Consider the following 25,401-nt stretch of genomic DNA (forward strand, 5'->3'; position numbering starts at 1 on the left):
TTACTTAGGAGGAATACATAATGAAAATGATGGATGCTAATGAGATTATCTCATTTATTCAAAACAGCACAAAATCAACACCGGTAAAAGTTTACGTAAAAGGTGAAGTAGAAGGAATTGACTTTGGTTCATCTTCTAAAACATTCGTAACGGGAAACACAGGTGTAGTATTTGGCGAATGGAAAGAAATCAAAGCTGCTATTGAAGCAAACGAAGGAAAAATTGAAGACTACGTAATTGAAAACGATCGCCGCAACTCTGCGATTCCTTTATTAGATATGAAAGGAATTAAAGCTCGTATTGAGCCAGGCGCTATTATTCGCGATCAAGTTGAAATCGGGGACAACGCTGTTATTATGATGGGTGCATCTATTAACATCGGCTCGGTGATCGGTGAAGGAACAATGATCGACATGAACGTAGTACTTGGTGGTCGTGCAACAGTAGGTAAAAACTGTCACATCGGTGCAGGTTCTGTATTAGCTGGTGTTATTGAGCCACCTTCTGCAAAACCAGTTGTAGTAGAAGATGATGTAGTAATCGGTGCTAATGCTGTTGTTCTTGAAGGTGTAACAGTAGGTAAAGGTGCCGTAGTTGCTGCAGGTGCAATTGTGGTAGAAGATGTAGCTCCTTACACAGTAGTAGCAGGTACGCCGGCTCGCGTTATTAAAGAAATTGACGAAAAAACAAAGTCTAAAACAGAAATCAAGCAAGAATTGCGTCAATTAAACGAAGAATAAGAAAAACAATCGGTTTGCGCTTTTTCTTTGCTGAATTAATAGGTTTTAGCGATTGGGATACTGAATCCTTGAACGTATCATAGGGACAAGTTGGAAGCGTGGGCAACCACGCTTTCTTCTTTATTTCGTGAGGAGGACATACACATGGCTGAAAATGAATTTGTGAAAATAAGAAGAGAGCTACATAAAATTCCTGAATTAGGGTTTCAAGAGGTGAAAACACAGCGTTTTTTGCTTGATTATATTAAAACTCTTCCGCAAGAGCGCTTAGAAGTAAAGACGTGGAAAACAGGACTCTTTGTTAAAGTACATGGTAAAAATCCAACTAAAACAATAGGCTACCGAGCAGATATTGACGGGCTTCCTATCACGGAAGAAACGAATTATTCTTTTCAATCACAGCATGAAGGACTTATGCATGCCTGCGGACATGATATGCATATGGCCATTGGGCTAGGCGTACTGACTTACTTTGCTCAGCATGAAATCAAAGATAATGTACTGTTTATCTTTCAACCTGCAGAAGAGGGGCCAGGAGGAGCACAGCCAATGCTCCAAAGCGATATCATGAAAGAATGGCTTCCAGATTTCATCTTCGCCCTTCACGTAGCGCCTGAATATCCGGTTGGGTCGATTGCGCTGAAGGAAGGGTTGCTATTTGCTAACACGTCTGAGCTATTTATTGATTTAAAAGGAAAAGGTGGCCATGCTGCTTATCCACATACAACAAATGATATGGTAGTTGCTGCATGTCAGCTCGTTTCACAGCTTCAAACTATTGTTGCTCGCAACGTTGATCCGCTAGACAGCGCTGTAATTACAGTAGGAAAAATTCAAGGCGGGACGGTTCAAAATATTATTGCGGAGCGAGCTCGCATAGAAGGAACCATTCGCACGCTATCTCCTGAATCAATGACGCGTGTTAAAGAACGAATTGAAGCGATTGTTAAAGGAGTAGAAGTGGGGTATCAGTGTGAAACAGCCATTGATTATGGCTGTATGTATCATCAAGTATATAATCACCATGAAGTCACGCGAGAGTTCATGGAATTTGCCAAAGCGCAAACGAACGTGGATGTGATTGAGTGCAAAGAAGCAATGACGGGAGAAGATTTTGGCTATATGCTAAAAGATATTCCTGGATTTATGTTTTGGCTTGGCGTTCAGTCTGAATATGGGCTTCATCATGCAAAGCTGCAGCCTCATGAAGGCGCAATAGACATTGCGATTTCACTTATTACAAAATATTTTGAACATAAAGGCAATCAATAAATCGTATAATCATTTTTCCTTATGGCTAAATTAATACCATGAGGAGGTGGGCAACGATGGCACGAATTGGTGTAGAATACGGTTTAACAGATGTACAGGCTGCACTTCAGCAGCTCGGACACGAAGTGGTACAATTACGCAACGAAAGTGATGCACAAGGGTGCGATTGCTGTGTTGTAACAGGACAGGATTCAAACGTAATGGGGATTTCTGATGCAGTAACGCAAGGCTCAGTTATTACAGCTAGCGGATTAACAGCAGAAGAAATTTGTCAGCAAGTAGGCAACAAGGTACAAGGATAAAAGAAAGCCGAAGGATATAAATCCTTCGGCTATTTTTTATGCATGCTGAGGCTGCTTGGCATCTTCAGGCTGCTTTTTATCAATATTTACTTGATGAGGGAACGGAATATCAATACCGTTTGCGTCAAACGCTTCTTTAAACTCTTTGCGAAGCTGACGTTCAACTCCCCACTGTTCACCGTTTTTAGCTTTGCCAACTACACGAAGCACAACGTCCGATGCGCCTAGGCCTTGAACTCCTATCACGTTTGGGCCTTCTACAATGTTTTCATTTGTTGCAGCAACGCGCTCGCATACTTTTTCTAGTACGGAAATAGCTTTGTCAATATCATCATCATACGAAATGCCAATATCAATCAACGCACGCATATTGCCCCGGGAATGATTGCTTAAACTTGTAATTTCACGGTTAGGCACATAGTGTAGAGTTCCATCAAATCCGCGAATTTGAGTAGTACGAAGACCTACTGATTCGACAATTCCTGAAAAACTTCCGGTTGTGACATAGTCGTCAACATCAAGCTGTTTTTCAAGAAGCAAAAAGAAACCTGTTACAACGTCGCTAACCAGTCCTTGAGCACCGAACCCGATTGCTAGGCCAACAACTCCGGCACCGGCTAATAAAGCTGTGGCGTGGATATTTACTGCTTCAAGCAGCATGACGACAAAAATAAAAATAAGTACATATGAAAACACATTAACGGTTAAACTTTTGAGTGTGAGCATACGTCCGCGCGTAGCATTTTCGCGCTCACTCATTTTTTCAAAGGAACGTTCAATAACTTTTTTACCAATTGCTCGTACAAGTAAAAACACAATGGTAATGGCAATGAGTTTTAACACAATAACTCCAGCATTGGTAAGAAGCTGTTCCCAGTTGATGTCTTGCATCTTAAACATTAATTGTTCATCCTTCCTATGTTCTGTTTCAATATTAATAAGTGGGAATTTATTCTCTGGAAAATATTTTGTAAGAGTATGAGCACATTTGTTTATTCCCGATATTAGACATGCTAAACTGAGAAGGTAAATAAATGCAACCCTTTTATAGCATTTTTTTGCTGAAGTCAGGGTTTAATTTGCCCTAAAGGCGGGCATAACAACTATATTGCCATTATAAGGTGTTGTTTAAATTAATTCTTAATTAATATTGACTAAAAAAACAATATCCATTATAATGAAAACCGTTATAACAGTACATAAGTGAGAATGTTTTATACATTTTCTCATTTAATAATTATTTGGAGGGATCATGTATGCCAGAACGTATGGTAGGTAAACAAGCTCCACGCTTTGAAATGGAAGCTGTATTATCAAACAAAGAATTCGGTAAAGTTAGCTTAGAAGAAAATATTAAAAATGACAAATGGACAGTATTATTCTTCTATCCAATGGACTTTACATTTGTATGTCCAACAGAAATCACTGCACTTTCTGACCGTTATGATGAGTTTGAAGATCTTGACGCAGAAGTAATCGGTGTTTCTACAGACACAATCCATACACACTTAGCTTGGATCAACACTGATCGTAAAGATAATGGTTTAGGTGATCTTAAATATCCATTAGCAGCTGATACAAATCACGTTGTTTCTCGTGAGTACGGCGTTTTAATTGAAGAAGAAGGTGTAGCACTTCGCGGTTTATACATCATCAGCCCAGAAGGCGAATTACAATATTCAGTTGTAAACCACAACAATATTGGCCGTGACGTTGATGAAACTTTACGTGTTCTTCAAGCGTTACAAACTGGCGGACTTTGCCCAGCTAACTGGAAACCAGGTCAAGCTACTTTAAACGCGTAAGCACAACGTTTAAAAGGTCTAACGTCCACGTTAGGCCTTTTTTTCATCGGATAATAAAGAACATATAGTTAATAATAGTGAAAATAAGGGAGGCTTTTATTCATGAAATTACGTCAGCCAATGCCTGAGTTAACGGGCGCTACAGAATGGTTAAACGGAGAGGTTACAAAAGAGCAGCTAATCGGCGAAAAGCCAACGCTTATTCATTTTTGGTCAGTAAGCTGTCATTTATGTAAAGAAGCAATGCCTCAAGTAAATGAATTTCGCGACCAGTACAAAGATCAATTAAACGTAGTAGCAGTTCATATGCCGCGCTCTGAAGATGATTTAGACTTATCAAAGATTAAAGAAGTAGCAGCAGAACATGATATTACGCAGCCAATTTTTGTAGACAGTGAGCATAAATTAACGGATGCATTTGAAAATCAATATGTACCGGCATATTATGTATTTGACAAAACAGGTCAACTACGCCACTTCCAAGCTGGTGGAAGCGGTATGAAAATGCTTGAAAAGCGCGTGAATCGTGTATTAGGCGAGAACGAATAAATACAGGCAGTTGTAACAGGTGAAAAGCATTCGATGCTTAGTAGAACTTGCATCGAATGTTTTTCTTTTTTGTGTGTAGGAAGTAACTGATAAAGGAAATATAAAAATGTGGATTTTTTCTTGTGAGTTTACACCATACTAACACTAACAACATGATACGAAACTTACTATTGGAGGTAATTTACATATGAAATTAGGTATGATTGGCTTAGGGAAAATGGGAGCAAACTTAGTATTGAATTTACTAGATCATAACCATTCTGTGGTAGCATTCGATGTAAACAACGAAGCCGTACAGAAAGTAGCAGAAAAGGGAGCAGAAGGTGCTTCTTCCATTAAAGAATTAGTGAGCAAATTAGAAAAACCACGCATTGCTTGGGTAATGGTTCCAGCTGGGGAGCTCACAGAAAAAGTAATTTCTGAGCTCCAAGAACTATTTGAAGAAGGAGATATGATTATTGAAGGCGGTAATTCCAAGTATAAAGATTCTGTACGACGTGCTGCAGCTTCTGCTGAAAAAGGAATTCACTACTTTGATGTTGGAACAAGCGGCGGAATGGAAGGTGCCCGAAACGGCGCTTGTATGATGATTGGGGGAGATAAAGAAGCATTTGCTACAATCGAACCTATTTTCCGCGACATCAACGTAGAAAACGGCTATCTCTATTCAGGTGCAGCAGGAAGCGGCCACTTCTTGAAAATGGTCCATAACGGAATTGAGTACGGCATGATGCAAGCAATTGCTGAAGGTTTTGATGTGTTAGAGAAAAGTGAATTTGACTATGACTATGAAGCTGTAGCCCGCGTATGGAATAATGGCTCTGTTATTCGCTCATGGTTAATCGAATTAATGGAACGTGCATTTTCAAAAGATGCAAAACTGGACAGTATTAAAGGAGTTATGCATTCTTCCGGTGAAGGAAAATGGACGGTTGAATCCGCTCTAGATTTACAAGTGCCAACGCCAGTTATTGCTCTATCGTTAATGATGCGCTATCGCTCACTTGAAGACGATACGTTTACAGGTAAAGTAGTTGCCGCTCTTCGCAATGAGTTCGGCGGACACGCAGTAGAAAAACAATAAAAAAACAGGCTGGAACAAACGTATTTTAGACGAATTGAAAAACGAACCATTGATCAACATGTTTGATTAGTGGTTCGTTTTTTTGTTATGGTGGATAGTTTCGTCTGTGTAGATCTTTCTAGCAGTTCAACTCATGTATTCCATTTGTTCGTCTTTAGATTGAATTCATTTAGTTATATCCGAGCCTCTTTTTTATGACTATTTACCTTTTTTTGAAAAATTATCTAAAAATTATGGTAATTTATTTCGGAAACCGATATATTTAAATATGTGTGCCGCATTTTAGCTAAAGGAAGGACGGGGTATATGGAAACGTTTAAAAAACTAAAAGATTTTTATTTGCCGTACCGAATGTACTTTTTTTATTCTGCTATTTGCTTGTTGTTTGTAACCTCCATCACTGTGATTTACCCTATTGTGCTGCAATATACGATTGATCATATTGTGTTAGGAAAACAATATCAGCTAGTCGATAATGTAGCATTTATTTTTATTGGGCTAATGATTGTCAAAGGAATCTTTACATATATTCAGCAATATTACGGCGACTTATTTGGAATTAAGTCCGTGTATACTCTTCGCAATAAACTTTACCGCAAACTTCAGTATTTACCGTTTTCTTACTATGACAATGCTAAAACAGGGGACTTGATGTCCAGATTGACAGCTGATGTAGAAGGATTTCGTTTTTTTCTATCTTTTGGATTCTCAGAATTAATTCGCTTCGTTATTTTACTTACTGCCAGCTTTTTCGTTATGTTCTATTACTCTATTTCACTCACTCTCGTCACAATCTGCCTGCTGCCTTTTTTGGGGGTAGCTGTTTATCGCTTTGATAAACGCGTTCATCCAGCGTTTCGCTTAATTCGCCAAGCGTTTGGGGAACTTAATACAAATGTTCAAGAAAATATAAGCGGCATACAAACGGTCAAGTCATTATCAAGAGAAAAATTTCAAACATCTAAATTTAACGAGTCCAACGGAGTTTATAAAAATCGAAACATTGAAACCGCGAATGTGTGGGCAACTTATTTCCCCTTAATGGAGTTTATAGGAAACTTATCTATTGTTGGTCTCCTTGCGTACGGAGGAGCGCTTGTTATGAACGGAAGCGTACGTCCGGGAGAGCTTGTTGCTTTCTTTAGCTTAACCTCTTATTTAATGTGGCCTATTATGAATCTAGGGTTTGTTATCAATATGTTTTCACAGTCTAAAGCTTCAGGTGAAAGGCTGCTAGAAATTTTAGAAGAAGAAGAAAAAGTCCATGAGCATGCCGGAAGTTTCTCTATTAATGGAACGGTCGAGTTTCAACATGTTAGCTTATCCTATCCAAACGAAGAAAAAAAGTCGCTTGAGAACATATCTTTTTCTGCTTCTAAAGGAAAAGTAGTAGGTTTAATCGGAGCAACTGGAGCCGGCAAAACAAGCTTAACCCAGCTGCTCACGAGGTTTTACGAACCGACTTCAGGACAAATCTTAGTTAACCATCGTCCGATTAAAGAGTATCCACTTCCTGTTCTTCGAAAAGAAATTGGCTTTGTACTTCAAGAAACCTTTTTGTTCTCAAGCAGTATAGGAACCAACATTTCCTATGGCGTGCCGGGTATTTCTAGAGAAGACATTATTGATGCTGCAAAACGAGCGCAGGCGCATGAATTTATTATGGAGCTTCCGGATGGGTATGACACGATGCTGGGAGAGAGAGGACTGGGGTTATCAGGCGGACAAAAGCAGCGCATTGCAATTGCACGAGCGCTTATCTTAAACCCTAGCATCTTAGTATTAGATGATGCCACGAGTGCTGTTGATATGAAAACAGAAAGAGAAATTCAATTGGCTTTAAAAGAAGTGATGAAAAATCGTACTACGTTTATTATCGCACACCGCCTTTCTTCTTTGCGACATGCCGATGAAATCTTAGTCTTGCATGAAGGTCAAATAAAAGAGAGAGGAAGCCATAAAACGCTCATTCAAAAGGAAGGGATTTATAAAAATATTTATGACATTCAATATGAAAGCAATACGTCAGTGATGAACGTATAACAAGGGAGGAATAGAATGGAAGCCGGAAAAAATAAAGTTGTGCGAGAGCGCTTTTATTATCAAACAGATCAAATCATTGATAAGATGTTTAACTGGAAGCAAATGGCCCGCTTGTTTCGTTATCTTCATCCATATCGAAAAAACTTGCTTCCTTTCTCGTTTCTTATGGTCATTATCACAACGGTCATTAGACTCGCTATTCCTATTTTGATAGGTGTATATACGCTTGATCATGCTGTAAAAGATAAAAATAGCACGCTGCTCATGCAGTTAGTTTTCATAATCTTTAGCTTGTATGTACTATCTTATATTTCGAATATCTTTCGAATTAAATGGATGAACCAACTCGGGCAGCACGTTATATATGATTTAAGAAAACATTTATTTACGCATATTCAAGGGCTGTCGCACCGGTTTTTTGATACGCGTTCAGGAGGCTCTATTCTTGTAAGGATCATGAATGATATTAACTCTCTTCAAGATTTATTTACCAACGGGGTAGTTAACCTGTTTATGGACCTCTTATTGTTAGTTGGGATTGTAGTTATATTATTTTCTCTCAGTCCTGCTTTGACATGTGCTGTTTTAATCATTTTACCGATTATGTTTTTGATTTCCACAAAGCTGAGAAGAAGAATTCGTCGGTCGTGGCAAGTTGTTCGTATGAAGCAGTCAGTATTAAATTCACATTTAAATGAGAGTATTCAAGGCATTCGCGTCACTCAATCATTTGCTCAAGAACAAGAAAATATGCTGTTTTTTGAGCGCATAAACAGTGAAAATTACGAGAGCTGGAGGCAAGCTACTCGAAAAAATGCCATGTTTCGACCGTTTGTAGAACTCACAAATGCTGTCGGAACGGCTATTTTAATTTGGTTCGGTGCTGTACTTATTCAAGATGAACGGCTAACAATTGGTATTTTTGTATCATTTGCTTTTTATCTTGGAATGTTTTGGGAACCGATTTCTCGTTTAGGGCAAGTGTATAATCAATTATTAATGGGAATGGCTTCATCCGAGCGTATTTTTGAATTTCTAGATGAAAAACCTCTCGTCGCAGATTTGGAAACCGCTACGTCTTTAGAGGATATGAAAGGAAAAGTTGAGTTCAAGCACGTCTCATTTTCCTATGATGGGAAGCGGAAAGCTTTAAACAACGTATCAATTGACATAAAAGAAGGCCAGACGGTTGCTTTAGTGGGGCATACTGGATCTGGAAAAACGTCCATTGCTAATTTAATCACACGTTTTTATGATGTAAACGAAGGGCAGATTTTAATTGATAATATGCCTATTCAAGATATTACGCTAGCGAGTTTACGAGCGCAAATTAGTATTGTGCTGCAAGAAACCTTTATTTTTTCAGGAACTATTATGGAAAACATTCGGTTTGGAAAACCGGATGCTACTGATGAGGAAGTGATTAAGGCCGCAGAAGCGGTAGGGGCTGCAGATTTTATAAAGCGTCTGAAAAAAGGCTATGATACGGAAGTAGAAGAGCGAGGAAACGTCTTATCCGTGGGAGAGCGTCAATTGATTTCATTTGCTCGAACGCTGTTGGCTAATCCTCGTATTATCATTTTAGATGAAGCGACAGCAAGCATCGATACAGAAACAGAAGTGAAGATTCAACAGGCGCTTAAAACGCTGTTAAAAAATAGAACGGCCATCATGATTGCTCATCGGTTATCTACTATACGAGAAGCAGATAAGATCATTGTATTAGATCATGGAAGCATTATTGAAACGGGGAATCACGGGGAACTAATGCAGCAAAAAGGCGTATATTATTACCTTGTTCAAACCCATGCTACAGCTTAAAAACAGAGGGAGCTGATCCTTCTGTTTTTCTATGAGTGTGAGAAATAGTAAAGAGATATAAGTGTTAACGGGAAAATGAGGTTGATACAAAAGAATTGTGGTAAAATAACGGTAGTTCAGATTTTTTCCTGTACATAATGGAGGAATTCAAATGAAAAAAGAATTTGCAGTCATCGGATTAGGTAGATTTGGAGGAAGTATTTGTAAAACATTAAGCGATCAAGGAATGGAAGTTCTGGCGATTGATATTGATGAAGAAAAGGTAAATGAGTATGCTAACGTTGCTTCCCATGCAGTAGTAGGCGATTCAATGGATGAAGGGGTTCTAAAAAGTTTAGGAATTCGTAATTTTGATCATGTTATCGTAGCTATTGGTGACAATATTCAGGCAAGTATTTTGACGACCCTTATTTTAAAAGAGCTGGGGGTTGAGAAAATAACGGTAAAAGCACAAAATGATTATCATGCCAAAGTATTATCAAAAATTGGTGCTAATTTTATCGTGCATCCCGAACGAGATATGGGCCGAAGAATTGCCAATAACATGATTTCAAACAGCGTGCTAGATTATTTAGAGCTATCTGAAGAACACAGTATTGTCGAATTAGTAGCGAGCAAAAGAATGGCTGGCAATACGCTGATTGAGTTAGACATTCGTGCAAAATATGGCATTAACATTGTAGCCATTAAGCGTGATCGAGATATCATCGTTTCTCCTCAGGCGTCCGAAACGATTCAAGAAGGGGACGTGTTGATTGTTATTGGAGCAGATGCAGATATCAACCGCTTCGAAAATAAATTTGCCAGTGCTTAATAAAAGAAAAAGAGCAGATGCAATTGCATCTGCTCTTTTTCTTTTATTAAACCTCCATAATGATTGGTAAAATCATTGGACGGCGCTTTGTTTTTTCGTAAAGGAATGGAGCCAATGTGTCTGTGATTTCATTTTTAATCTCAGACCATTGTGACGTACGACGTTCCATCACTTTGTTCAAGTGTTTTGTAATGAGGGACTGTGCATCATTAATTAAGTCGCCAGATTCGCGCATATAAACAAAACCACGAGAGATAATGTCTGGACCAGCAGCGATCTTGAAGTCTTTCATATTGATGCTTACAACCACAATAACAAGACCTTCTTCAGATAAAATGCGGCGATCACGAAGTACGATATTTCCAATGTCACCAATTCCGCTTCCGTCAATATATACAGAGCCTGAAGGGATTTTGCCGGCTACTGAAGCTTCGCTGTCGCTTAAAGCTAGCACCTCTCCATTATCCATAATGAAGCAGTTTTCTTCAGGAACTCCACAGTCTGTTGCAAGTTTGATGTGCATCTTCTGCATGCGATACTCACCGTGAATTGGCATAAAGTATTTTGGTTTCATCAAACGAAGCATTAATTTTTGCTCTTCCTGTCCGCCGTGTCCAGAAGTATGGATATCGTTTAGAGCACCGTGAATAACCTCTGCTCCTGCACGGAATAGCATATCAATTGTTTTGCTAACACTTACTGTATTTCCTGGAATAGGTGAAGATGAGAATACAACCGTATCTCCAGGGATAATTTGAATTTGGCGGTGAGTACCGTTTGCAATTCTAGATAGCGCTGCCATCGGTTCACCTTGGCTGCCTGTACATAAAATAGTCACGCGGTTAGCTGGAATTCGGTTAATTTGAGAAGGCTCAATGAACGTATCTTTTGGACATGAAATATATCCCAGCTGTTGGCCAATCTCAATAGCTGCTTCCATACTGCGTCCGAATACAGCAACTTTACGGTTATGCAATACGGCTGCTTCCACTACTTGCTGTAAGCGGTGAATATTTGAAGCAAACGTTGCAAAAATAATACGGCCGTCTACTTTACGGAAAATGTCATGAATGCTGTCACCTACGCGGCGCTCAGACATCGTAAAGTTAGGAATTTCACTGTTTGTACTGTCTGAAAGCAAGCATAGAACGCCTTCTTTACCGATTTCAGCCATTTTTGTTAAGTTAGCCGGTTCGCCCACTGGTGTAAAATCAAACTTGAAATCTCCTGTATGTACGATTTGTCCGTTTGGTGTTTTTACCACAATTCCGTAAGAATCAGGAATACTGTGAGTTGTGCGGAAGAAAGTTACCGATGTTTTACGGAATTTAATTACGTCATCTTCAGTAATCTCATGAAGCTGAGCTGTACGAAGCAACCCATGCTCGTCTAATTTGTTGCGAAGAAGTCCAAGGGCTAATTTCCCTGCATAAATAGGAATGTTTAATTCTCTTAATAAGTAAGGAATTCCGCCGATGTGATCTTCATGACCATGTGTAACGAAAAGGCCACGGATTTTATCTGCATTTTTTACTAAATAACTGTAGTCAGGAATAACGTAGTCAATTCCTAAAAGCTCATCTTCAGGGAATTTAATTCCTGCATCAATAAGAATAATTTCATCTTGAAACTGTACGGCATACGTGTTTTTACCGATTTCGCCTAGTCCACCCAGGGCGAAAACTGCCGTTTGATTATTTTTTACAAATTTCATTTTCATCATATCTCCAATACTTTAAAATCTTCATGCTGTTGTTCATATTCTAGATAGTCTCCAGTCACTGCTTGAACAAACTCAATATTAATTGAACGCGCTTTTAACTTTTGACGAACGTCACGCTCAGAATCTGCGTTCACATACACTGTTTTTGTATTTTCACGTACAGCTACTTCACTCATTTTTTCTTGAAAATAAACTTTAAAAATCATAACAAAAATCTCTCCTTAATTCCGAAATTCAAATAACTTATTTTATTATATTATAAAATGTGTATGTATTTCATGTATTTTCTAAAGAAACTTGCTTTCACTACATTTTAGTCATCTAAATATAACAAGTCAATTAATTATAGAATAATATTAATAGGAAACGGATACAAGACTATATTTTCCGGGCGTATAAAAATAAGGGCTATTCCATTGTACGATGCAGACACACACTCTGCAAATTTTACAACAGAAAGCCCTAAAAAAATCGATTATGCCATCGTTTTTTTACGCAATAATTCATTCCAGCGTTTTAGCAGCCTTTTTCGAAAATCTTTTAACATGATTTTTCAGCTCCTTTGTTTTTTGCAATACCTGCCTGTCTCTCTCTGTACTTTTATTATATGATGAAAAGGGAGAGGTTTCTCGTGGTTAAATATGGAAAAACTACAAATAGGACCGTCCATTTATAGAGAAACCAGCGCTTGTTTGATATAATTGGAAAGGCTTAACAAAGAGATAAAAAATTATAAAAAATAAGGTGATAAACGTGGAACGAAAGATTATTTTTTTTGATATTGATGGAACGTTATTGGATCATGATAAAAAACTGCCTGCTTCTACAAAAAAAGCTGTCCAGCTGTTAAAAGAGCAGGGGCATGAAGTGGCAATTGCAACTGGAAGGGCTCCTTTTATGTTTAAAGATCTGCGTGAAGAGTTGGATATTCAAACATATATTAGCTTTAATGGTCAGTACATTGTTTTAAATGGAGAAGTTCTTTACAAAAACCCGTTAAATAAAGAAGAACTTCAAGATTTAACAGCTTTTGCTGTTGAGCATGATCACCCTGTCGTATACATGGATCATGAAGATATGAAATCAAACATTGAGTTTCATGACTATATCGAATCCAGCATCAGCACGCTGAAAATTGGATTTAACCACCCTCACCACGATCCTACTTATTTCGAAGGGCGTGAAATTTATCAATCCCTCTTATTCTGTACAACGGGAGAAGAAGCTCCTTATGAAGAAAAATTTAAGAAATTTGACTTTATTCGCTGGCATGAATTTTCAACTGATGTTTTGCCAAAAGGTGGATCAAAAGCGCGAGGAATTGAGACCATGATTGAAAAGCTTGGCTTTGACAAAAAAGATGTATATGCATTCGGAGACGGCTTAAACGATATCGAAATGCTAGAATTTGTCGGAAATGGAGTAGCGATGGGAAATGCGGAAGAAGTCGTGAAAGAAGTTGCTAATCTTGTTACAAAAGATGTAGCAGAAGATGGTATTCTCCACGGATTAGAGCTAGTAGGATTATTAAAGTAAGAAAAACGCGAGCTCTAGCTCGCGTTTTTTAGCGTTCATATGGAAAAGCATTTTCAGGTTCTTGAAATGGATTTTCTTTATTAATGTAATCATAAAACATAATTCCGTCTAAATGATCAATTTCGTGCTGAAAGACAACAGCAGGAAGACCTTTCAAACGAATTTTCACTTCTTCGCCTTCAAGCGTTGTGCCTTTTACTGTGATACGTGCATATCGAGGAACAAATCCTGGGATATCTTGATCGACAGACAAGCAGCCTTCACCGCCTGTAAGGTATGTCTTTTCAACTGAGTGGCTAATGATCTTAGGGTTAAATAATGCATAGCTGTATAGCTTGCCTTTTTCATCCGTAACGTGTACCCCAATCATTCGTTTTGATACATTAATTTGAGGAGCGGCAAGCCCGATACCAGATCGCAGTCCATATTTAGCAGCAATTTCAGGATCTTGGCTGTTTTTTACATATTCTAATAAGCTATGTAAAATCTTTTTGTCTTCTTCAGAAGCAGGTAACGGTACTTCTTTTGCTACTTCTCGCAGCGTTGGGTGTCCGTCTTGAATAATATCGTTCATTGTAATCAACTTTCACATCTCCCTAGGCTATTTTATAGGTATAAAGTGTACCAAATCCGTATAAAAAAGTCATTACCTCGACCTTGACCACATAAATGTTTCTACTAATTATATGTATCAAACATATGGAAAAACATGCATAAGAAAAAATAAAAGCGACCGTTAGCCGCTTTTATTGTATAATTACCAGCCGCCACAGCTGCAGCCGATAATAACTAATAAAATGAACAGTACGATTAATAACACAAAACCTTTATTAGAACCGCCACAGCCATATCCACCATAACCCAACATAATGTAACCTCCCGTAGTTATCAATCCCAAGGTAAAAAGTAATAAACTCCCTTTTTTTCACGATTGGGTTAGTATAATATATTAAAAGGTGGAAAAAGGGTGTAGATAAATTGCTAATTCCCTACAAAAATTGTATAATGACCCATGAATAAGGGAGGATTTACCAGATATGAAATGCATCGGAAGATATATAGTTATCGGCATTGCTGCTATGTCACTAGCAGGATGTGCAGAGGGCTCATCGCCTGAGCTTGAGGTATATAATGGATTAGAAAAAGTGGTAGCACAAGAAAAGCAATTTGCTGATCAGCAAAAACCGTTAGCAGATTTAGAACAGCAAGAAAATGCGATATACGACCAAATTATTGAGCTAGGGATTAAAGATAAAAAGAAAATAAAAAATAAAGCACAAAAAGCGCAGCAGTTATTAGATGAGCGTGAAAGTAAATTACAAAAAGAAGAAAAAAGCATCAGCGCTTCGCAAAAACAATTTGAAGCGACAGAGCCGAAGATCCAAAAACTAGAGGATGGCAAAGCAAAAGAAGAGGCGCTTGAACTATCTTCATTAATGAAGAAGCGTTATAAGGCGTACCAGTCCTTACATGATGCCTATCTTCATTCCATTGAATTAGATCGTCAGCTATATAAGCTCTTTGAAAAAGACAATGTGAAATTAGAGAATCTTGAAACACAAATCGCTTCGATCAATGCTACTTATAAAGAAGTTGAAAAGAAAAAAGAAGCGTTTAACACATTAACAGCTGACTATAACAAAGCCAAAGAGGATTTTTATAACAAAACGAAGTTAAAGGTGAAAAATAGCGAGGATAAATAAGAAGGCCTGTGAAGTTTACAGGTCTTTTTTTTGGCTGAAAAGGAAGGTTTTCTGAAATAAAGAAAGAGTTTCGACATGATTCACGTAAAAATTACAAAAGGTTATTGTTTTAAAAAATCGTTTATTTGTGGCAAGATAGGAGATGTGCAGACGTAAAAAAAGAAAAGGTTATTATAAAACATATAATACAGTTTGCATCTGTGTAATAGTACAGCATGTCTTTTTTATGTGTTTTATTTCACAAACTAAAAAAGCGTAATTTCTTGATGTAAATGCATTGACGAACTGTTTTAGTGTATTGTAAACTAGGTAGCGTAGTAAGTGTTGTATTAATCATTTTTGCAAAATAATTAATACAGTTTAACGAAACGTTCGTTTCGCTTAAACTTTCCTTTTACGTAAATGTTTGCACAGAATTCGCTGGGGAATACATAGAAATGTTAAGGATTAGCGAATTCAAAAAGCTACTCGACAAAATATGACTTTTACTTGTCCATTTGGGACATTCTAAAAGCGTGTATGTTTGTTTGATTAGTAAAATGAATTTATACGGCTTAAATGAAAGGAAGAGGTGACTTAGATGGCTGCTAAAACTAAAAAGGCTATTATTGATGTATCAAAGCAACTTGATAAAATCGCTGAGCAGTACCAAACGTTCCAAATTCTTAATGAAGAGGGCGAAGTAGTAAATAAATCAGCGTTGCCAGATTTATCTGACGAAAAATTAAAAGAGTTAATGACTCGCATGGTATACACTCGTATTCTTGATCAACGTTCAATTTCATTGAACCGTCAAGGTCGTTTAGGTTTCTATGCACCAACTGCTGGGCAAGAAGCTTCTCAAATCGCTTCACATTTCGCATTAGAAAAAGAAGACTTCATTTTACCTGGGTACCGTGATGTGCCTCAGTTAATTTGGCATGGTCTTCCACTATATCAAGCGTTCTTATTCTCTCGTGGTCATTTCCACGGTAACCAAGCGCCAGAAGGTGTAGATATACTTTCTCCACAAATCATCATCGGTGCACAAATCGTGCAAACTGCTGGTGTGGCACTAGGTCTTAAAAAGCGCGGTAAAAAAGCAGTAGCGATCACTTATACAGGTGACGGCGGAGCTTCACAAGGTGACTTCTACGAAGGTATGAACTTCGCAGGTGCATTCAAAGCTCCAGCAATCTTTGTTGTACAAAACAACCGCTTTGCAATTTCAACACCAGTTGAAAAGCAATCTGCAGCACGTACAATCGCTCAAAAAGCAGCGGCTGTTGGTATCCCAGGCGTTCAAGTAGACGGTATGGATGCACTAGCAGTATACGTTGCAGTAAGCGAAGCTCGTGAGCGTGCAGTAAACGGTGAAGGTCCAACTTTAATTGAAACATTAACTTACCGTTATGGTCCACATACAATGGCTGGTGACGATCCAACTCGTTATCGTACAGCTGAGCTTGACACTGAGTGGGAAAAGAAAGATCCACTTGTTCGCTTCCGTAAATTCTTAGAAGCTAAAGGCATCTGGAATGAAGAAGAAGAAAACAAAGTAATCGAGCAAGCTAAAGAAGATATCAAACAAGCTATTAAGAAGGCTGACGATTATCCAAAACAAAAAGTTACAGATTTAATGGAAATCATGTACGAAACTATGCCTTCAAACTTACAAGAGCAATATGAAATCTACAAAGAGAAGGAGTCGAAGTAAGCCATGGCGCAAATGACAATGATTCAAGCGATTACTGATGCGTTACGCACAGAAATGAAAAACGACGAAAACGTATTAGTTTTTGGTGAAGACGTTGGCGTAAACGGTGGAGTATTCCGTGCGACTGAAGGTCTTCAACAAGAATTCGGCGAAGATCGCGTATTCGATACGCCATTAGCTGAATCTGGTATCGGTGGTCTTGCTGTAGGTCTATCGACTCAAGGTTTCCGTCCGGTTCCTGAAATTCAATTCTTTGGTTTCGTATACGAAGTACTTGATTCTGTATCAGGTCAAGCTGCACGTATGCGCTACCGTTCTGGCGGTCGCTGGAATGCACCAATTACATTCCGTTCACCATTCGGTGGAGGCGTTCATACACCAGAACTTCACGCTGATAGCTTAGAAGGTATCGTAGCATCTCAACCTGGTTTAAAAGTTGTAATTCCTTCAACTCCATACGATGCAAAAGGTCTTTTAATTTCATCAATTCGTGATAACGATCCGGTTGTATACTTAGAGCACATGAAGCTTTACCGTTCATTCCGTCAAGAAGTACCTGAAGAATCATACACAATTGATTTAGGTACAGCTGATGTGAAACGTGAAGGTACAGACGTAACGCTTATCGCTTACGGTGCAATGGTACACTCATCATTAAAAGCAGCTGAAGAACTAGAAAAAGAAGGTATCTCTGCTGAAGTAGTGGACTTACGTACAGTTCAACCTTTAGATATCGATACAATTCTTGCATCAGTTGAAAAAACTGGTCGCGTAGTAGTAGTTCAAGAAGCTCAAAAACAAGCTGGTATCGCAGCTAACGTTGTAGCTGAAATTAACGATCGTGCAATCTTAAGCTTAGAAGCACCAGTATTACGTGTAACAGCACCGGATACTGTGTTCCCATTCTCTCAAGCTGAGGGCGTATGGTTACCAGACCACAAAGATATCGTTGAAACAGCTAAGAAAGTACTTGAATTTTAATTAGCATTTTACTGTGATAGAAATCAGCTTTGTGCTGATTTCTGTCTTAGATAAAATAAACACTAACAAATTGAACGCAACTAACTAGGAGGGTGAAGACACGTGGCATTTGAATTTAAACTGCCGGATATCGGTGAAGGTATCCACGAAGGTGAAATTGTAAAATGGTTCGTAAAAGCTGGAGATGAAATTGATGAGGATGATGTACTAGCAGAAGTACAAAATGACAAAGCTGTTGTTGAAATCCCATCTCCTGTAAAAGGTAAAGTATTAGAAGTAAAAGTTGACGAAGGTACAGTAGCTACTGTAGGACAAGTTATCGTTACTTTTGATGCTCCTGGATACGAAGACTTAAAATTCAAAGGTGACGATCATGATGATGCACCAGCAGAAGAAGCTAAAGAAGAAGCTTCAACTGAAGAAGTGACTGAAGAAGCAACAGCTCCTGCAGCACAAGCTGATGTTGATCCTAACCGTAAAGTAATTGCTATGCCTTCAGTGCGCAAATATGCTCGTGAAAAAGGTGTAGACATTAAAGCTGTTCCTGGTTCAGGTAAAAACGGACGTATTGTTAAAGATGACATCGATGGCTTCCTATCTGGTGGTTCTACAGCTACAGCAACTGCTGAAGCTCCAGCTAAAGAGGAAACTGCTTCAGCTGAACCAAAAGCAGCAGCAGCACAAGCTATTCCTGAAGGCGACCTACCAGAAACTCGCGAGAAAATGAGCGGTATCCGTCGTGCAATCGCAAAAGCTATGGTTAACTCTAAACACACTGCTCCACACGTAACATTAATGGATGAAATCGATGTAACAGCTCTTGTTGCTCATCGTAAAAAATTCAAAACAGTTGCAGCAGATCAAGGTATTAAATTAACATTCTTACCTTACGTGGTAAAAGCGTTAACTTCAGCACTTAAGAAGTTCCCAGCTCTTAACACTTCAATCGATGACTCTACTGATGAAGTAATTCAAAAACATTACTACAACATCGGTATCGCTGCTGACACTGAAAAAGGTCTTTTAGTACCAGTTGTGAAAAATGCTGATCGTAAATCTGTGTTCGAAATTTCTGATCAAATTAACGACCTTGCTGGAAAAGCACGTGATGGTAAATTAGCTCCTGCTGAAATGAAAGGCGCTTCTTGTACAATCACAAATATCGGTTCTGCTGGTGGACAATGGTTTACTCCTGTTATCAACCACCCAGAAGTTGCAATTCTAGGTATCGGACGTATCGCTGAAAAACCAGTTGTACGCGACGGTGAAATTGTAATTGCTCCAGTATTAGCATTATCACTAAGCTTTGACCACCGTATTATCGATGGCGCAACAGCTCAAAACGCTCTTAACCAAATCAAGCGTTTATTAAATGATCCAGAATTATTATTAATGGAGGCGTAATAAATGGTAGTAGGAGATTTCCCAATCGAAACTGATACTCTTGTCATTGGTGCTGGCCCTGGTGGCTACGTTGCAGCAATTCGTGCAGCTCAATTAGGTCAAAAAGTTACAATCGTAGAAAAAGGTAACCTTGGAGGCGTATGCTTAAACGTTGGTTGTATTCCTTCAAAAGCATTAATCGCTGCAGGTCACCGTTTTGAACACGCTAAACATTCTGAAGACATGGGGATTATCGCTGAGAACGTAACAGTTGATTTCTCTAAAGTTCAAGAATTCAAAAACGGCGTTGTAAACAAACTTACTGGCGGTGTTGAAGGCCTTCTTAAAGGTAACAAAGTTGACATCGTAAAAGGTGAAGCTTACTTCGTTGACAGCGAAACTGTACGTGTAATGGATGAAAATTCTGCACAAACGTACAAATTCAAAAATGCTATCCTTGCAACTGGTTCTCGTCCAATCGAGATCCCTGGATTCAAATTCTCTGAGCGCGTAATCAACTCTACAGGTGCATTAGCGCTTAAAGAAGTTCCTAAAAAATTAGTTGTAATCGGTGGAGGTTACATCGGTACTGAGCTTGGTACTGCTTTTGCTAACTTCGGTACAGAAGTTACATTTGTAGAAGCTGCTGATGAAATCTTAGCTGGTTTTGAAAAACAAATGAGTTCACTTGTTAAACGTAACCTTAAGAAAAAAGGAAACGTTGAAATTTATACAAAAGCAATGGCTAAAGGTGTTGAAGAAACTGCTGACGGCGTACAAGTTACGTTTGAAGTAGGCGGAGAGTCAAAAGTAATCGATGCTGACTACGTATTAGTTACTGTAGGTCGTCGTCCTAACACTGATGAGCTTGGTCTTGAGCAAGTTGGCGTTAAAATGACTGACCGTGGTCTTATCGAAATCGATAACCAAACTCGTACATCTGTAAGCAACATCTTTGCAATTGGTGATATCGTAACTGGACCTCCACTTGCACACAAAGCTTCTTACGAAGGTAAAATCGCAGCTGAAGTAATTGCTGGCGAACCTGCTGAAATTGACTACTTAGGAATTCCAGCAGTTGTATTCTCTGAGCCTGAGCTTGCATCTGTAGGTTATACTGAAGCACAAGCGAAAGAAGAAGGATTAGCTGTTAAAGCTTCTAAATTCCCATTTGCTGCTAACGGACGTGCACTTGCACTTAACGCTGCAGAAGGCTTCTTGAAGCTTATCACTCGTAAAGAAGACGGAGTAGTGGTTGGTGCTCAAATCGCTGGACCTAGCGCATCTGACATGATCGCTGAGCTTGGTCTTGCTATCGAAGCTGGCGTAACGGCTGAAGATATCGCATTAACAATTCACGCTCACCCAACATTAGGTGAAATCACAATGGAAGCTGCTGAAGTAGCTATTGGAAGCCCAATTCACATTGTAAAATAAATAATGGTTTAAAAAGCTGATGCGTACGCATCAGCTTTTTTTTTGAAGAAAACGGTTTTCACAAAGCACCAGGTGCTTGTCAGACAGTTTTTGTTGCTGATGAGCACTCCTTTTTAGAAGAAACGTGTAAAAACGCTGAGGCAGTCTTAAATGAGCTCTAGATGCATACATATGAAGTGGGACGTGCTTTCTTATAGGTAGATAAAAAACTGCTCTTTTGGATAACGAATGAAAAGGCGGCGTAGGAGCTATGAAGACGTATTTCGTTTGGAGCTTACACATTGTTATTTGGATGGGTTATTCACTGGTTGAATTGCTATCAAAACGTGATCAGTTGACATCTAAAATTATTTTATTTTTAGTATTTGCTTATTTAGCTTACGGCATAGCAGAAATGAACGTCAAATCTAAAAGACTGGCGCTTATGATGACTGGTACAACTTCAGCTGTCTGCTTGACATGTTATCAACTAATTTTATTTTGCACAGCGTAAGATTGCATAAAAAAAGCGTTAGCTTATATAAGCTAACGCTTTTTTTGTCTTACACAGATTTCTTTTCTCTTTTCAATGCGCCTTCTTCTTTAAATGCTTTCATTAATGAGAAGACCGTTAGCACTAGCACAATTGAGAATGGAAGTGCTGCTATAATCGCAGCTGTTTGGAGCGCGTCCAAACCACCTGTCCAAAGCAGAATGATTGCTGTTAACGATTGAATTAAGCCCCACGTAAGTTTAATAGAGCCTGAAGGATTTAGATCACCATTTGTTGTCTGCATTCCTAAAACAAATGTAGCTGAGTCAGCTGATGTAATAAAGAATGTAGCAATTAAGCAAATAGCGACAATGGACATGAACGTACCAAATGGAAACTGTTCAAGTACATAGAATAAAGCAACTTCTGTTCCTTTATTATTAATAACATCCATAACAGGAAGGTCTTTAAAAAAGTCTAAATAGACCCCAGAACCTCCGAATACGGCAAACCATAAACCACCAAATACGGTCGGAACAGCTAGTACACCAATTAAAAATTCTCGAATGGTTCTGCCTCGTGAAATACGAGCAATGAACGTACCAACAAACGGTGCCCAAGCAATCCACCATGCCCAGTAGAAAATTGTCCAATCTTGAACCCAGGTGCTGTTATCAAACGGGCTCAATCGAAAACTCATTGACGGCAAGTTTTGAATGTAGCTGCCAATGGTTGTAACGAATAAGTCCATAATAAAGTTGGTTGGACCTGCAAATAACAAGAACAGCATTAGCAGAATAGCTAAAACAATATTAATGTTACTCAAATACTTAATACCTTTGTTCAGCCCCGTCTGTGCTGACAGCATGAACAAGAACGTCACGATAATAATAACAATTAATTGAGTCGTGAAATTGTTATCAATACTTGGCGACAAGTAAGAGGCTCCACCGGTAATTTGAATAGCGCCAAGTCCTAGAGATGTTGCTACCCCAAAGACAGTTGCAAATACGGCGATGACGTTTATGATCGTTCCAAGAGGCCCATCAACACGTTTTCCTAGTAGAGGACGTAAAATATTGCTGATGATGAACGGGTAACCTTTTCTAAATTGAAAATATGCAAGGGCCAGTGCAAGAACGGAATAAATAGCCCAAGGATGTAAACCCCAGTGGAAAAACGAATAGCGTAGAGCTGCACGAGCTGATTCTGCTGTACCGCCTTCACCAGAAGGTGGAGTATGAAAATGATTGATTGGTTCTGAGACACCCCAGAATACAAGACCAATGCCCATACCAGCACTAAATAACATGGCAAACCATGAGACATAACCATACTGAGGTTTTTCGTCAGGCTTCCCTAGTTTGATGTTTCCGTACTTCGAAAAAATTAAGTACAGTGTAAAAACTAAGAATAATGTAGCTGCTAGTAAGTAATACCAGCCAAATTTCTCGATGATAAAACTATGTATTGCCGATGTAACAGGTGTGAGCGCTGCGCTTCCTAGCGTAGATTCCGGAATAACACCCCATACGATAAATACTGCAGCAATAATAACCGAAATGATAAAAACGGGAGTCAGTTTTTTCATCGATTAACACTCCTTTCCTATTCTATTTTACATAACATAGTGTTTCATATAGCCTTTTCAGGTATATATGAAACCACATGGTTATACATTTTAGTGAAGTTTGTATGAAATGTCTACCCCATTAGTAAGAAAAAGCGGAAAGAGAACAAATTTTTATTTTTCGTAATTATTTTAAAGTGATGAAATAGATTTGAAATTAGACATTGTTTTTTCATATAAATAGATATGATTCTAAGCGTTCAGCTTTTTGAAAACAAATATAACATTTATGAGAAAAATATTTTTAATGTGACATACTAATTAGTTGTTGACATATTTAATGTGACATAATAATATAATATCAAGAGTTGTAAAACGCTTACAAAAAAAGACGGTTAAAGGGGAGTTTACAAAATGGGAACAATCGTATGTCAAACATGTAACTGCACAATTGATCATTTCGAAGATGAGAAAGTGACGCGATTATACTCAACATGTAAAAGCGGAGAATGTCAAAAAGCAGATGAAGATTTAGATTAATCAATAAAAAAAGGTGCGGATTTCCGCACCTTTTTTATTGAATTGCTTTATGTTCTTTAATGACACGAAATGTTTTTAATTCAAAATCTTCCGGACCCTGCACTGGTAAACCTGCCTCTAAGTTTGTTTCAATATAGGTTAAATTTTCCTCAGTGATGATTTCCCCAGGAATAAAAATAGGAATACCAGGAGGATAGACCATCACAAATTCCGCAATAATACGACCTGCCGACTCATGAAAAGGTACCACTTCGGTTTCAGCGTAAAAAGCATCGCGAGGTGTTAAAGCCAATACAGGAATATCAGGCAATAAAATAGCCGGTTTTGCCGTTGTCTCAGAAAGATTATGGAATTTTGCAGATAACTCACGCAGAGCCGTGACCAGACGTAATAGATCTTCTTCTGTATCTCCAGGCGTGATAATACATAGAATATTATAAAGGTCAGACATTTCAACTTCGATATTATGAGCTTCACGCATCCATTTTTCTACGTCATAGCCCGTAATTCCTAAATCTGAAACAGAAATAATTAATTTAGTAGGGTCTAAATCATACGTAGCTTTTGTCCCTAAAATTTCTCTGCCTATACATCGGATATGCTCAATGGTATTAATTTCTTTTCGTGCTTTTTCAGCAAGAGAAATTGCACGTTCAGCCAGCTCTTTTCCTTCTGTAGCTAAACGTTTTCGTGCAACATCTAAAGAAGCCAGCAGCAGATAAGATGTTGATGTTGTTGTCAGCATGCTTAAAATAGACTGTACACGTTTTGGAGAAATTAAGCCTTCGCGTATATTTAGAATTGAACTTTGCGTCATAGAGCCGCCTAATTTATGCACGCTTGTTGCTGCCATATCTGCACCGGCCTGCATAGCAGACAAAGGCAAATCATCATGGAAGTGAATATGAACGCCGTGAGCTTCATCAACAAGTACAGGCACTTGATACGAGTGGGCAATTTCTACGATTTTACGAAGGTCTCCGGAAATTCCAAAATAAGTTGGATTGATAACAAGTACTGCTTTTGCTTCAGGGTGCTGCTTTAAGGCTTTTTCTACAGAGTCCGATGTAATACCGTGAGAAATGCCAAGATTTTCGTCAATTTCAGGGTGAATAAAAATAGGCGTAGCTCCTGAAAAAACAATCGCACTCATAACAGATTTATGCACGTTTCTAGGAACGATAATTTTATCTCCAGGCCCACATGTCGCCATGACCATTGCCATAATTGCTCCGCTCGTTCCTTGAACAGAGAAAAAAGTATGGTCAGCACCGAATGCTTCTGCAGCTAAATCCTGCGCTTGTTTGATAATGCCTTTTGGCTGGTGAAGGTCATCAAGAGGACCGATATTAATTAAATCAATGGATAAAGCATCATCGCCAATAAATGAGCGGAATTCAGGATCCATTCCATTTCCTTTTTTATGTCCAGGGATATGGAATTGTGTTGGGTTTTTCTTAGCGTGATTAACTAATCCAGTAAATAATGGAGTTGAAAATTGAGAAGACAACTTTGCTATACACCTCTTTTATCATAAATTGTCAGTCCCTCTAAGCAAAGCTTAGAGGGACTTTGATTGTTTTTTTATCAAATTACAGCATTCAATTTTATATACCAAAAACTAGTGGCTGTTGAATTCTACATATTAAAATATCACATCTTTTTTCTATAAAAGAAATTCAACAGAAATTCTATTCGGCAGTTTTCTTGATTTTAACCATTATATAAATGAATGAAACGTGTATGTTTACTACTGTTTGATAATATAAATACAATTTTTAGTTAAAAAAATACAAGTAATTGTAAACTGCCTATTACTCATTATTTTATAGTTCTTTATGTTTTGAAAATCCCCATAAAACAAAAGAATTATAGCACTTATTAACCCATTTGCAAAGATATTTTAAAGAGAAAATAAAAAGAAAAAAAA

At 38.3% G+C, this 25,401-nt stretch carries 24 protein-coding genes; 17 read left to right on the forward strand and 7 right to left on the reverse strand.

Annotated features, from left to right (window positions below):
• Positions 1–20 precede the first annotated feature (20 nt).
• The 3 genes from dapD (at position 21) to BG04_RS18115 (ending at position 2,314) form a co-directional block, all read left to right on the forward strand.
• The gene (gene dapD / locus BG04_RS18105) at positions 21–740 is read left to right on the forward strand and encodes a 2,3,4,5-tetrahydropyridine-2,6-dicarboxylate N-acetyltransferase (RefSeq protein ID WP_013082280.1); all 720 of its coding nucleotides are present in this window, start codon (positions 21–23) and stop codon (positions 738–740) included.
• 144 nt (positions 741–884) lie between these two features.
• Positions 885–2,012 carry an N-acetyldiaminopimelate deacetylase gene (locus BG04_RS18110; RefSeq protein WP_016763428.1) on the forward strand — a complete coding sequence of 376 codons (1,128 nt, stop codon included), beginning with the start codon at positions 885–887 and terminating at the stop codon, positions 2,010–2,012.
• 56 nt (positions 2,013–2,068) lie between these two features.
• Positions 2,069–2,314 carry a YkuS family protein gene (locus BG04_RS18115; protein ID WP_013056040.1) on the forward strand — a complete coding sequence of 82 codons (246 nt, stop codon included), beginning with the start codon at positions 2,069–2,071 and terminating at the stop codon, positions 2,312–2,314.
• A 36-nt stretch (positions 2,315–2,350) separates the two neighbouring features.
• Here the strand turns inward: BG04_RS18115 and BG04_RS18120 are convergent, their stop codons facing one another.
• A complete protein-coding gene (locus BG04_RS18120; protein ID WP_016763429.1) occupies positions 2,351–3,214 on the reverse strand; it encodes a mechanosensitive ion channel family protein in 864 nt (287 codons plus the stop codon).
• Between the two features lie 356 nt (positions 3,215–3,570).
• Here BG04_RS18120 and BG04_RS18125 point away from each other — a divergent pair, with 356 nt between their 5' ends.
• From BG04_RS18125 to BG04_RS18150, 6 genes are all read left to right on the forward strand, one after another.
• Complete coding sequence (locus BG04_RS18125; protein WP_013082283.1) at positions 3,571–4,119, forward strand: peroxiredoxin; 549 nt, start codon at positions 3,571–3,573, stop codon at positions 4,117–4,119.
• A 102-nt stretch (positions 4,120–4,221) separates the two neighbouring features.
• Positions 4,222–4,668, forward strand: a complete 447-nt coding sequence (locus tag BG04_RS18130) for a redoxin domain-containing protein (RefSeq protein WP_013056043.1) — start codon at positions 4,222–4,224, stop codon at positions 4,666–4,668.
• 187 nt (positions 4,669–4,855) lie between these two features.
• Positions 4,856–5,752, forward strand: coding sequence for a phosphogluconate dehydrogenase (NAD(+)-dependent, decarboxylating) (gene gnd / locus BG04_RS18135; protein ID WP_034653481.1), 897 nt, complete (start codon positions 4,856–4,858; stop codon positions 5,750–5,752).
• Positions 5,753–6,058: 306 nt separating this feature from the next.
• Positions 6,059–7,795 (forward strand): ABC transporter ATP-binding protein, encoded by a 1,737-nt coding sequence (locus BG04_RS18140; RefSeq protein ID WP_034653479.1) that lies wholly within the window; start codon positions 6,059–6,061, stop codon positions 7,793–7,795.
• Positions 7,796–7,810: 15 nt separating this feature from the next.
• Positions 7,811–9,616, forward strand: a complete 1,806-nt coding sequence (locus BG04_RS18145) for an ABC transporter ATP-binding protein (RefSeq protein ID WP_034653478.1) — start codon at positions 7,811–7,813, stop codon at positions 9,614–9,616.
• A gap of 151 nt (positions 9,617–9,767) precedes the next feature.
• A complete protein-coding gene (locus BG04_RS18150; RefSeq protein WP_013056047.1) occupies positions 9,768–10,430 on the forward strand; it encodes a potassium channel family protein in 663 nt (220 codons plus the stop codon).
• 46 nt (positions 10,431–10,476) lie between these two features.
• Here BG04_RS18150 and rnjA read toward each other — a convergent pair whose 3' ends face one another.
• Positions 10,477–12,144, reverse strand: a complete 1,668-nt coding sequence (rnjA, locus tag BG04_RS18155) for a ribonuclease J1 (RefSeq protein ID WP_013056048.1) — start codon at positions 12,142–12,144, stop codon at positions 10,477–10,479.
• A 5-nt stretch (positions 12,145–12,149) separates the two neighbouring features.
• A complete protein-coding gene (locus BG04_RS18160) occupies positions 12,150–12,359 on the reverse strand; it encodes a DNA-dependent RNA polymerase subunit epsilon (RefSeq protein ID WP_013082289.1) in 210 nt (69 codons plus the stop codon).
• A 547-nt stretch (positions 12,360–12,906) separates the two neighbouring features.
• Between BG04_RS18160 and BG04_RS18165 the strand changes: the two genes are divergently transcribed.
• Positions 12,907–13,689, forward strand: a complete 783-nt coding sequence (locus BG04_RS18165; protein WP_034653476.1) for a Cof-type HAD-IIB family hydrolase — start codon at positions 12,907–12,909, stop codon at positions 13,687–13,689.
• Between the two features lie 28 nt (positions 13,690–13,717).
• Here the strand turns inward: BG04_RS18165 and def are convergent, their stop codons facing one another.
• Both def and BG04_RS29845 read right to left on the reverse strand, forming a co-directional pair.
• Positions 13,718–14,272 (reverse strand): peptide deformylase, encoded by a 555-nt coding sequence (gene def, locus BG04_RS18170; protein WP_013056051.1) that lies wholly within the window; start codon positions 14,270–14,272, stop codon positions 13,718–13,720.
• Positions 14,273–14,446: 174 nt separating this feature from the next.
• Positions 14,447–14,557 carry a YjcZ family sporulation protein gene (locus BG04_RS29845; protein WP_016763434.1) on the reverse strand — a complete coding sequence of 37 codons (111 nt, stop codon included), beginning with the start codon at positions 14,555–14,557 and terminating at the stop codon, positions 14,447–14,449.
• A gap of 169 nt (positions 14,558–14,726) precedes the next feature.
• On the opposite strand from BG04_RS29845, the gene BG04_RS18175 reads away from it, so the two are divergent.
• The 6 genes from BG04_RS18175 to BG04_RS18200 all read left to right on the forward strand — a co-directional run bounded on the left by BG04_RS18175 (position 14,727) and on the right by BG04_RS18200 (position 21,382).
• Positions 14,727–15,392: a YkyA family protein gene (locus BG04_RS18175; protein ID WP_034653474.1), complete on the forward strand. Its 666-nt coding sequence runs from the start codon at positions 14,727–14,729 to the stop codon at positions 15,390–15,392.
• A 580-nt stretch (positions 15,393–15,972) separates the two neighbouring features.
• Positions 15,973–17,088, forward strand: a complete 1,116-nt coding sequence (pdhA, locus tag BG04_RS18180; RefSeq protein ID WP_013082293.1) for a pyruvate dehydrogenase (acetyl-transferring) E1 component subunit alpha — start codon at positions 15,973–15,975, stop codon at positions 17,086–17,088.
• Positions 17,089–17,091: 3 nt separating this feature from the next.
• A complete protein-coding gene (locus BG04_RS18185; protein WP_013056055.1) occupies positions 17,092–18,069 on the forward strand; it encodes an alpha-ketoacid dehydrogenase subunit beta in 978 nt (325 codons plus the stop codon).
• A 102-nt stretch (positions 18,070–18,171) separates the two neighbouring features.
• Positions 18,172–19,473: a dihydrolipoamide acetyltransferase family protein gene (locus BG04_RS18190; RefSeq protein ID WP_013082294.1), complete on the forward strand. Its 1,302-nt coding sequence runs from the start codon at positions 18,172–18,174 to the stop codon at positions 19,471–19,473.
• Between the two features lie 3 nt (positions 19,474–19,476).
• Positions 19,477–20,889, forward strand: a complete 1,413-nt coding sequence (lpdA, locus tag BG04_RS18195; protein ID WP_013082295.1) for a dihydrolipoyl dehydrogenase — start codon at positions 19,477–19,479, stop codon at positions 20,887–20,889.
• A gap of 250 nt (positions 20,890–21,139) precedes the next feature.
• Positions 21,140–21,382 carry a hypothetical protein gene (locus BG04_RS18200; RefSeq protein ID WP_016763437.1) on the forward strand — a complete coding sequence of 81 codons (243 nt, stop codon included), beginning with the start codon at positions 21,140–21,142 and terminating at the stop codon, positions 21,380–21,382.
• A 49-nt stretch (positions 21,383–21,431) separates the two neighbouring features.
• Here the strand turns inward: BG04_RS18200 and BG04_RS18205 are convergent, their stop codons facing one another.
• Positions 21,432–22,952 carry a glycine betaine uptake BCCT transporter gene (locus BG04_RS18205; RefSeq protein ID WP_034653471.1) on the reverse strand — a complete coding sequence of 507 codons (1,521 nt, stop codon included), beginning with the start codon at positions 22,950–22,952 and terminating at the stop codon, positions 21,432–21,434.
• Between the two features lie 393 nt (positions 22,953–23,345).
• Between BG04_RS18205 and BG04_RS29850 the strand changes: the two genes are divergently transcribed.
• The gene (locus BG04_RS29850) at positions 23,346–23,471 is read left to right on the forward strand and encodes a GapA-binding peptide SR1P (RefSeq protein ID WP_013056059.1); all 126 of its coding nucleotides are present in this window, start codon (positions 23,346–23,348) and stop codon (positions 23,469–23,471) included.
• A 34-nt stretch (positions 23,472–23,505) separates the two neighbouring features.
• Here the strand turns inward: BG04_RS29850 and BG04_RS18210 are convergent, their stop codons facing one another.
• On the reverse strand, positions 23,506–24,981 hold the full coding sequence (locus tag BG04_RS18210) for an aminotransferase class I/II-fold pyridoxal phosphate-dependent enzyme (protein WP_013056060.1): 1,476 nt from the start codon (positions 24,979–24,981) through the stop codon (positions 23,506–23,508).
• Between the last annotated feature and the right edge of the window lie 420 nt (positions 24,982–25,401).

This window comes from Priestia megaterium NBRC 15308 = ATCC 14581, assembly GCF_000832985.1.
GTDB classification, from domain to species: Bacteria; Bacillota; Bacilli; order Bacillales; family Bacillaceae_H; genus Priestia; species Priestia megaterium.

What these genes read in the sequence shown, in the direction of transcription:
- dapD (WP_013082280.1), top strand. Translation starts at nt 21, where the DNA reads ATGAAAATGATGGATGCTAATGAGATTATCTCATTTATTCAAAACAGC.
- BG04_RS18110 (WP_016763428.1), top strand. Translation starts at nt 885, where the DNA reads ATGGCTGAAAATGAATTTGTGAAAATAAGAAGAGAGCTACATAAAATT.
- BG04_RS18115 (WP_013056040.1), top strand. Translation starts at nt 2,069, where the DNA reads ATGGCACGAATTGGTGTAGAATACGGTTTAACAGATGTACAGGCTGCA.
- BG04_RS18120 (WP_016763429.1), bottom strand. Translation starts at nt 3,214, where the DNA reads ATGTTTAAGATGCAAGACATCAACTGGGAACAGCTTCTTACCAATGCT.
- BG04_RS18125 (WP_013082283.1), top strand. Translation starts at nt 3,571, where the DNA reads ATGCCAGAACGTATGGTAGGTAAACAAGCTCCACGCTTTGAAATGGAA.
- BG04_RS18130 (WP_013056043.1), top strand. Translation starts at nt 4,222, where the DNA reads ATGAAATTACGTCAGCCAATGCCTGAGTTAACGGGCGCTACAGAATGG.
- gnd (WP_034653481.1), top strand. Translation starts at nt 4,856, where the DNA reads ATGAAATTAGGTATGATTGGCTTAGGGAAAATGGGAGCAAACTTAGTA.
- BG04_RS18140 (WP_034653479.1), top strand. Translation starts at nt 6,059, where the DNA reads ATGGAAACGTTTAAAAAACTAAAAGATTTTTATTTGCCGTACCGAATG.
- BG04_RS18145 (WP_034653478.1), top strand. Translation starts at nt 7,811, where the DNA reads ATGGAAGCCGGAAAAAATAAAGTTGTGCGAGAGCGCTTTTATTATCAA.
- BG04_RS18150 (WP_013056047.1), top strand. Translation starts at nt 9,768, where the DNA reads ATGAAAAAAGAATTTGCAGTCATCGGATTAGGTAGATTTGGAGGAAGT.
- rnjA (WP_013056048.1), bottom strand. Translation starts at nt 12,144, where the DNA reads ATGAAATTTGTAAAAAATAATCAAACGGCAGTTTTCGCCCTGGGTGGA.
- BG04_RS18160 (WP_013082289.1), bottom strand. Translation starts at nt 12,359, where the DNA reads ATGATTTTTAAAGTTTATTTTCAAGAAAAAATGAGTGAAGTAGCTGTA.
- BG04_RS29845 (WP_016763434.1), bottom strand. Translation starts at nt 14,557, where the DNA reads ATGTTGGGTTATGGTGGATATGGCTGTGGCGGTTCTAATAAAGGTTTT.
- BG04_RS18175 (WP_034653474.1), top strand. Translation starts at nt 14,727, where the DNA reads ATGAAATGCATCGGAAGATATATAGTTATCGGCATTGCTGCTATGTCA.
- pdhA (WP_013082293.1), top strand. Translation starts at nt 15,973, where the DNA reads ATGGCTGCTAAAACTAAAAAGGCTATTATTGATGTATCAAAGCAACTT.
- BG04_RS18185 (WP_013056055.1), top strand. Translation starts at nt 17,092, where the DNA reads ATGGCGCAAATGACAATGATTCAAGCGATTACTGATGCGTTACGCACA.
- lpdA (WP_013082295.1), top strand. Translation starts at nt 19,477, where the DNA reads ATGGTAGTAGGAGATTTCCCAATCGAAACTGATACTCTTGTCATTGGT.
- BG04_RS18200 (WP_016763437.1), top strand. Translation starts at nt 21,140, where the DNA reads ATGAAGACGTATTTCGTTTGGAGCTTACACATTGTTATTTGGATGGGT.
- BG04_RS18205 (WP_034653471.1), bottom strand. Translation starts at nt 22,952, where the DNA reads ATGAAAAAACTGACTCCCGTTTTTATCATTTCGGTTATTATTGCTGCA.
- BG04_RS29850 (WP_013056059.1), top strand. Translation starts at nt 23,346, where the DNA reads ATGGGAACAATCGTATGTCAAACATGTAACTGCACAATTGATCATTTC.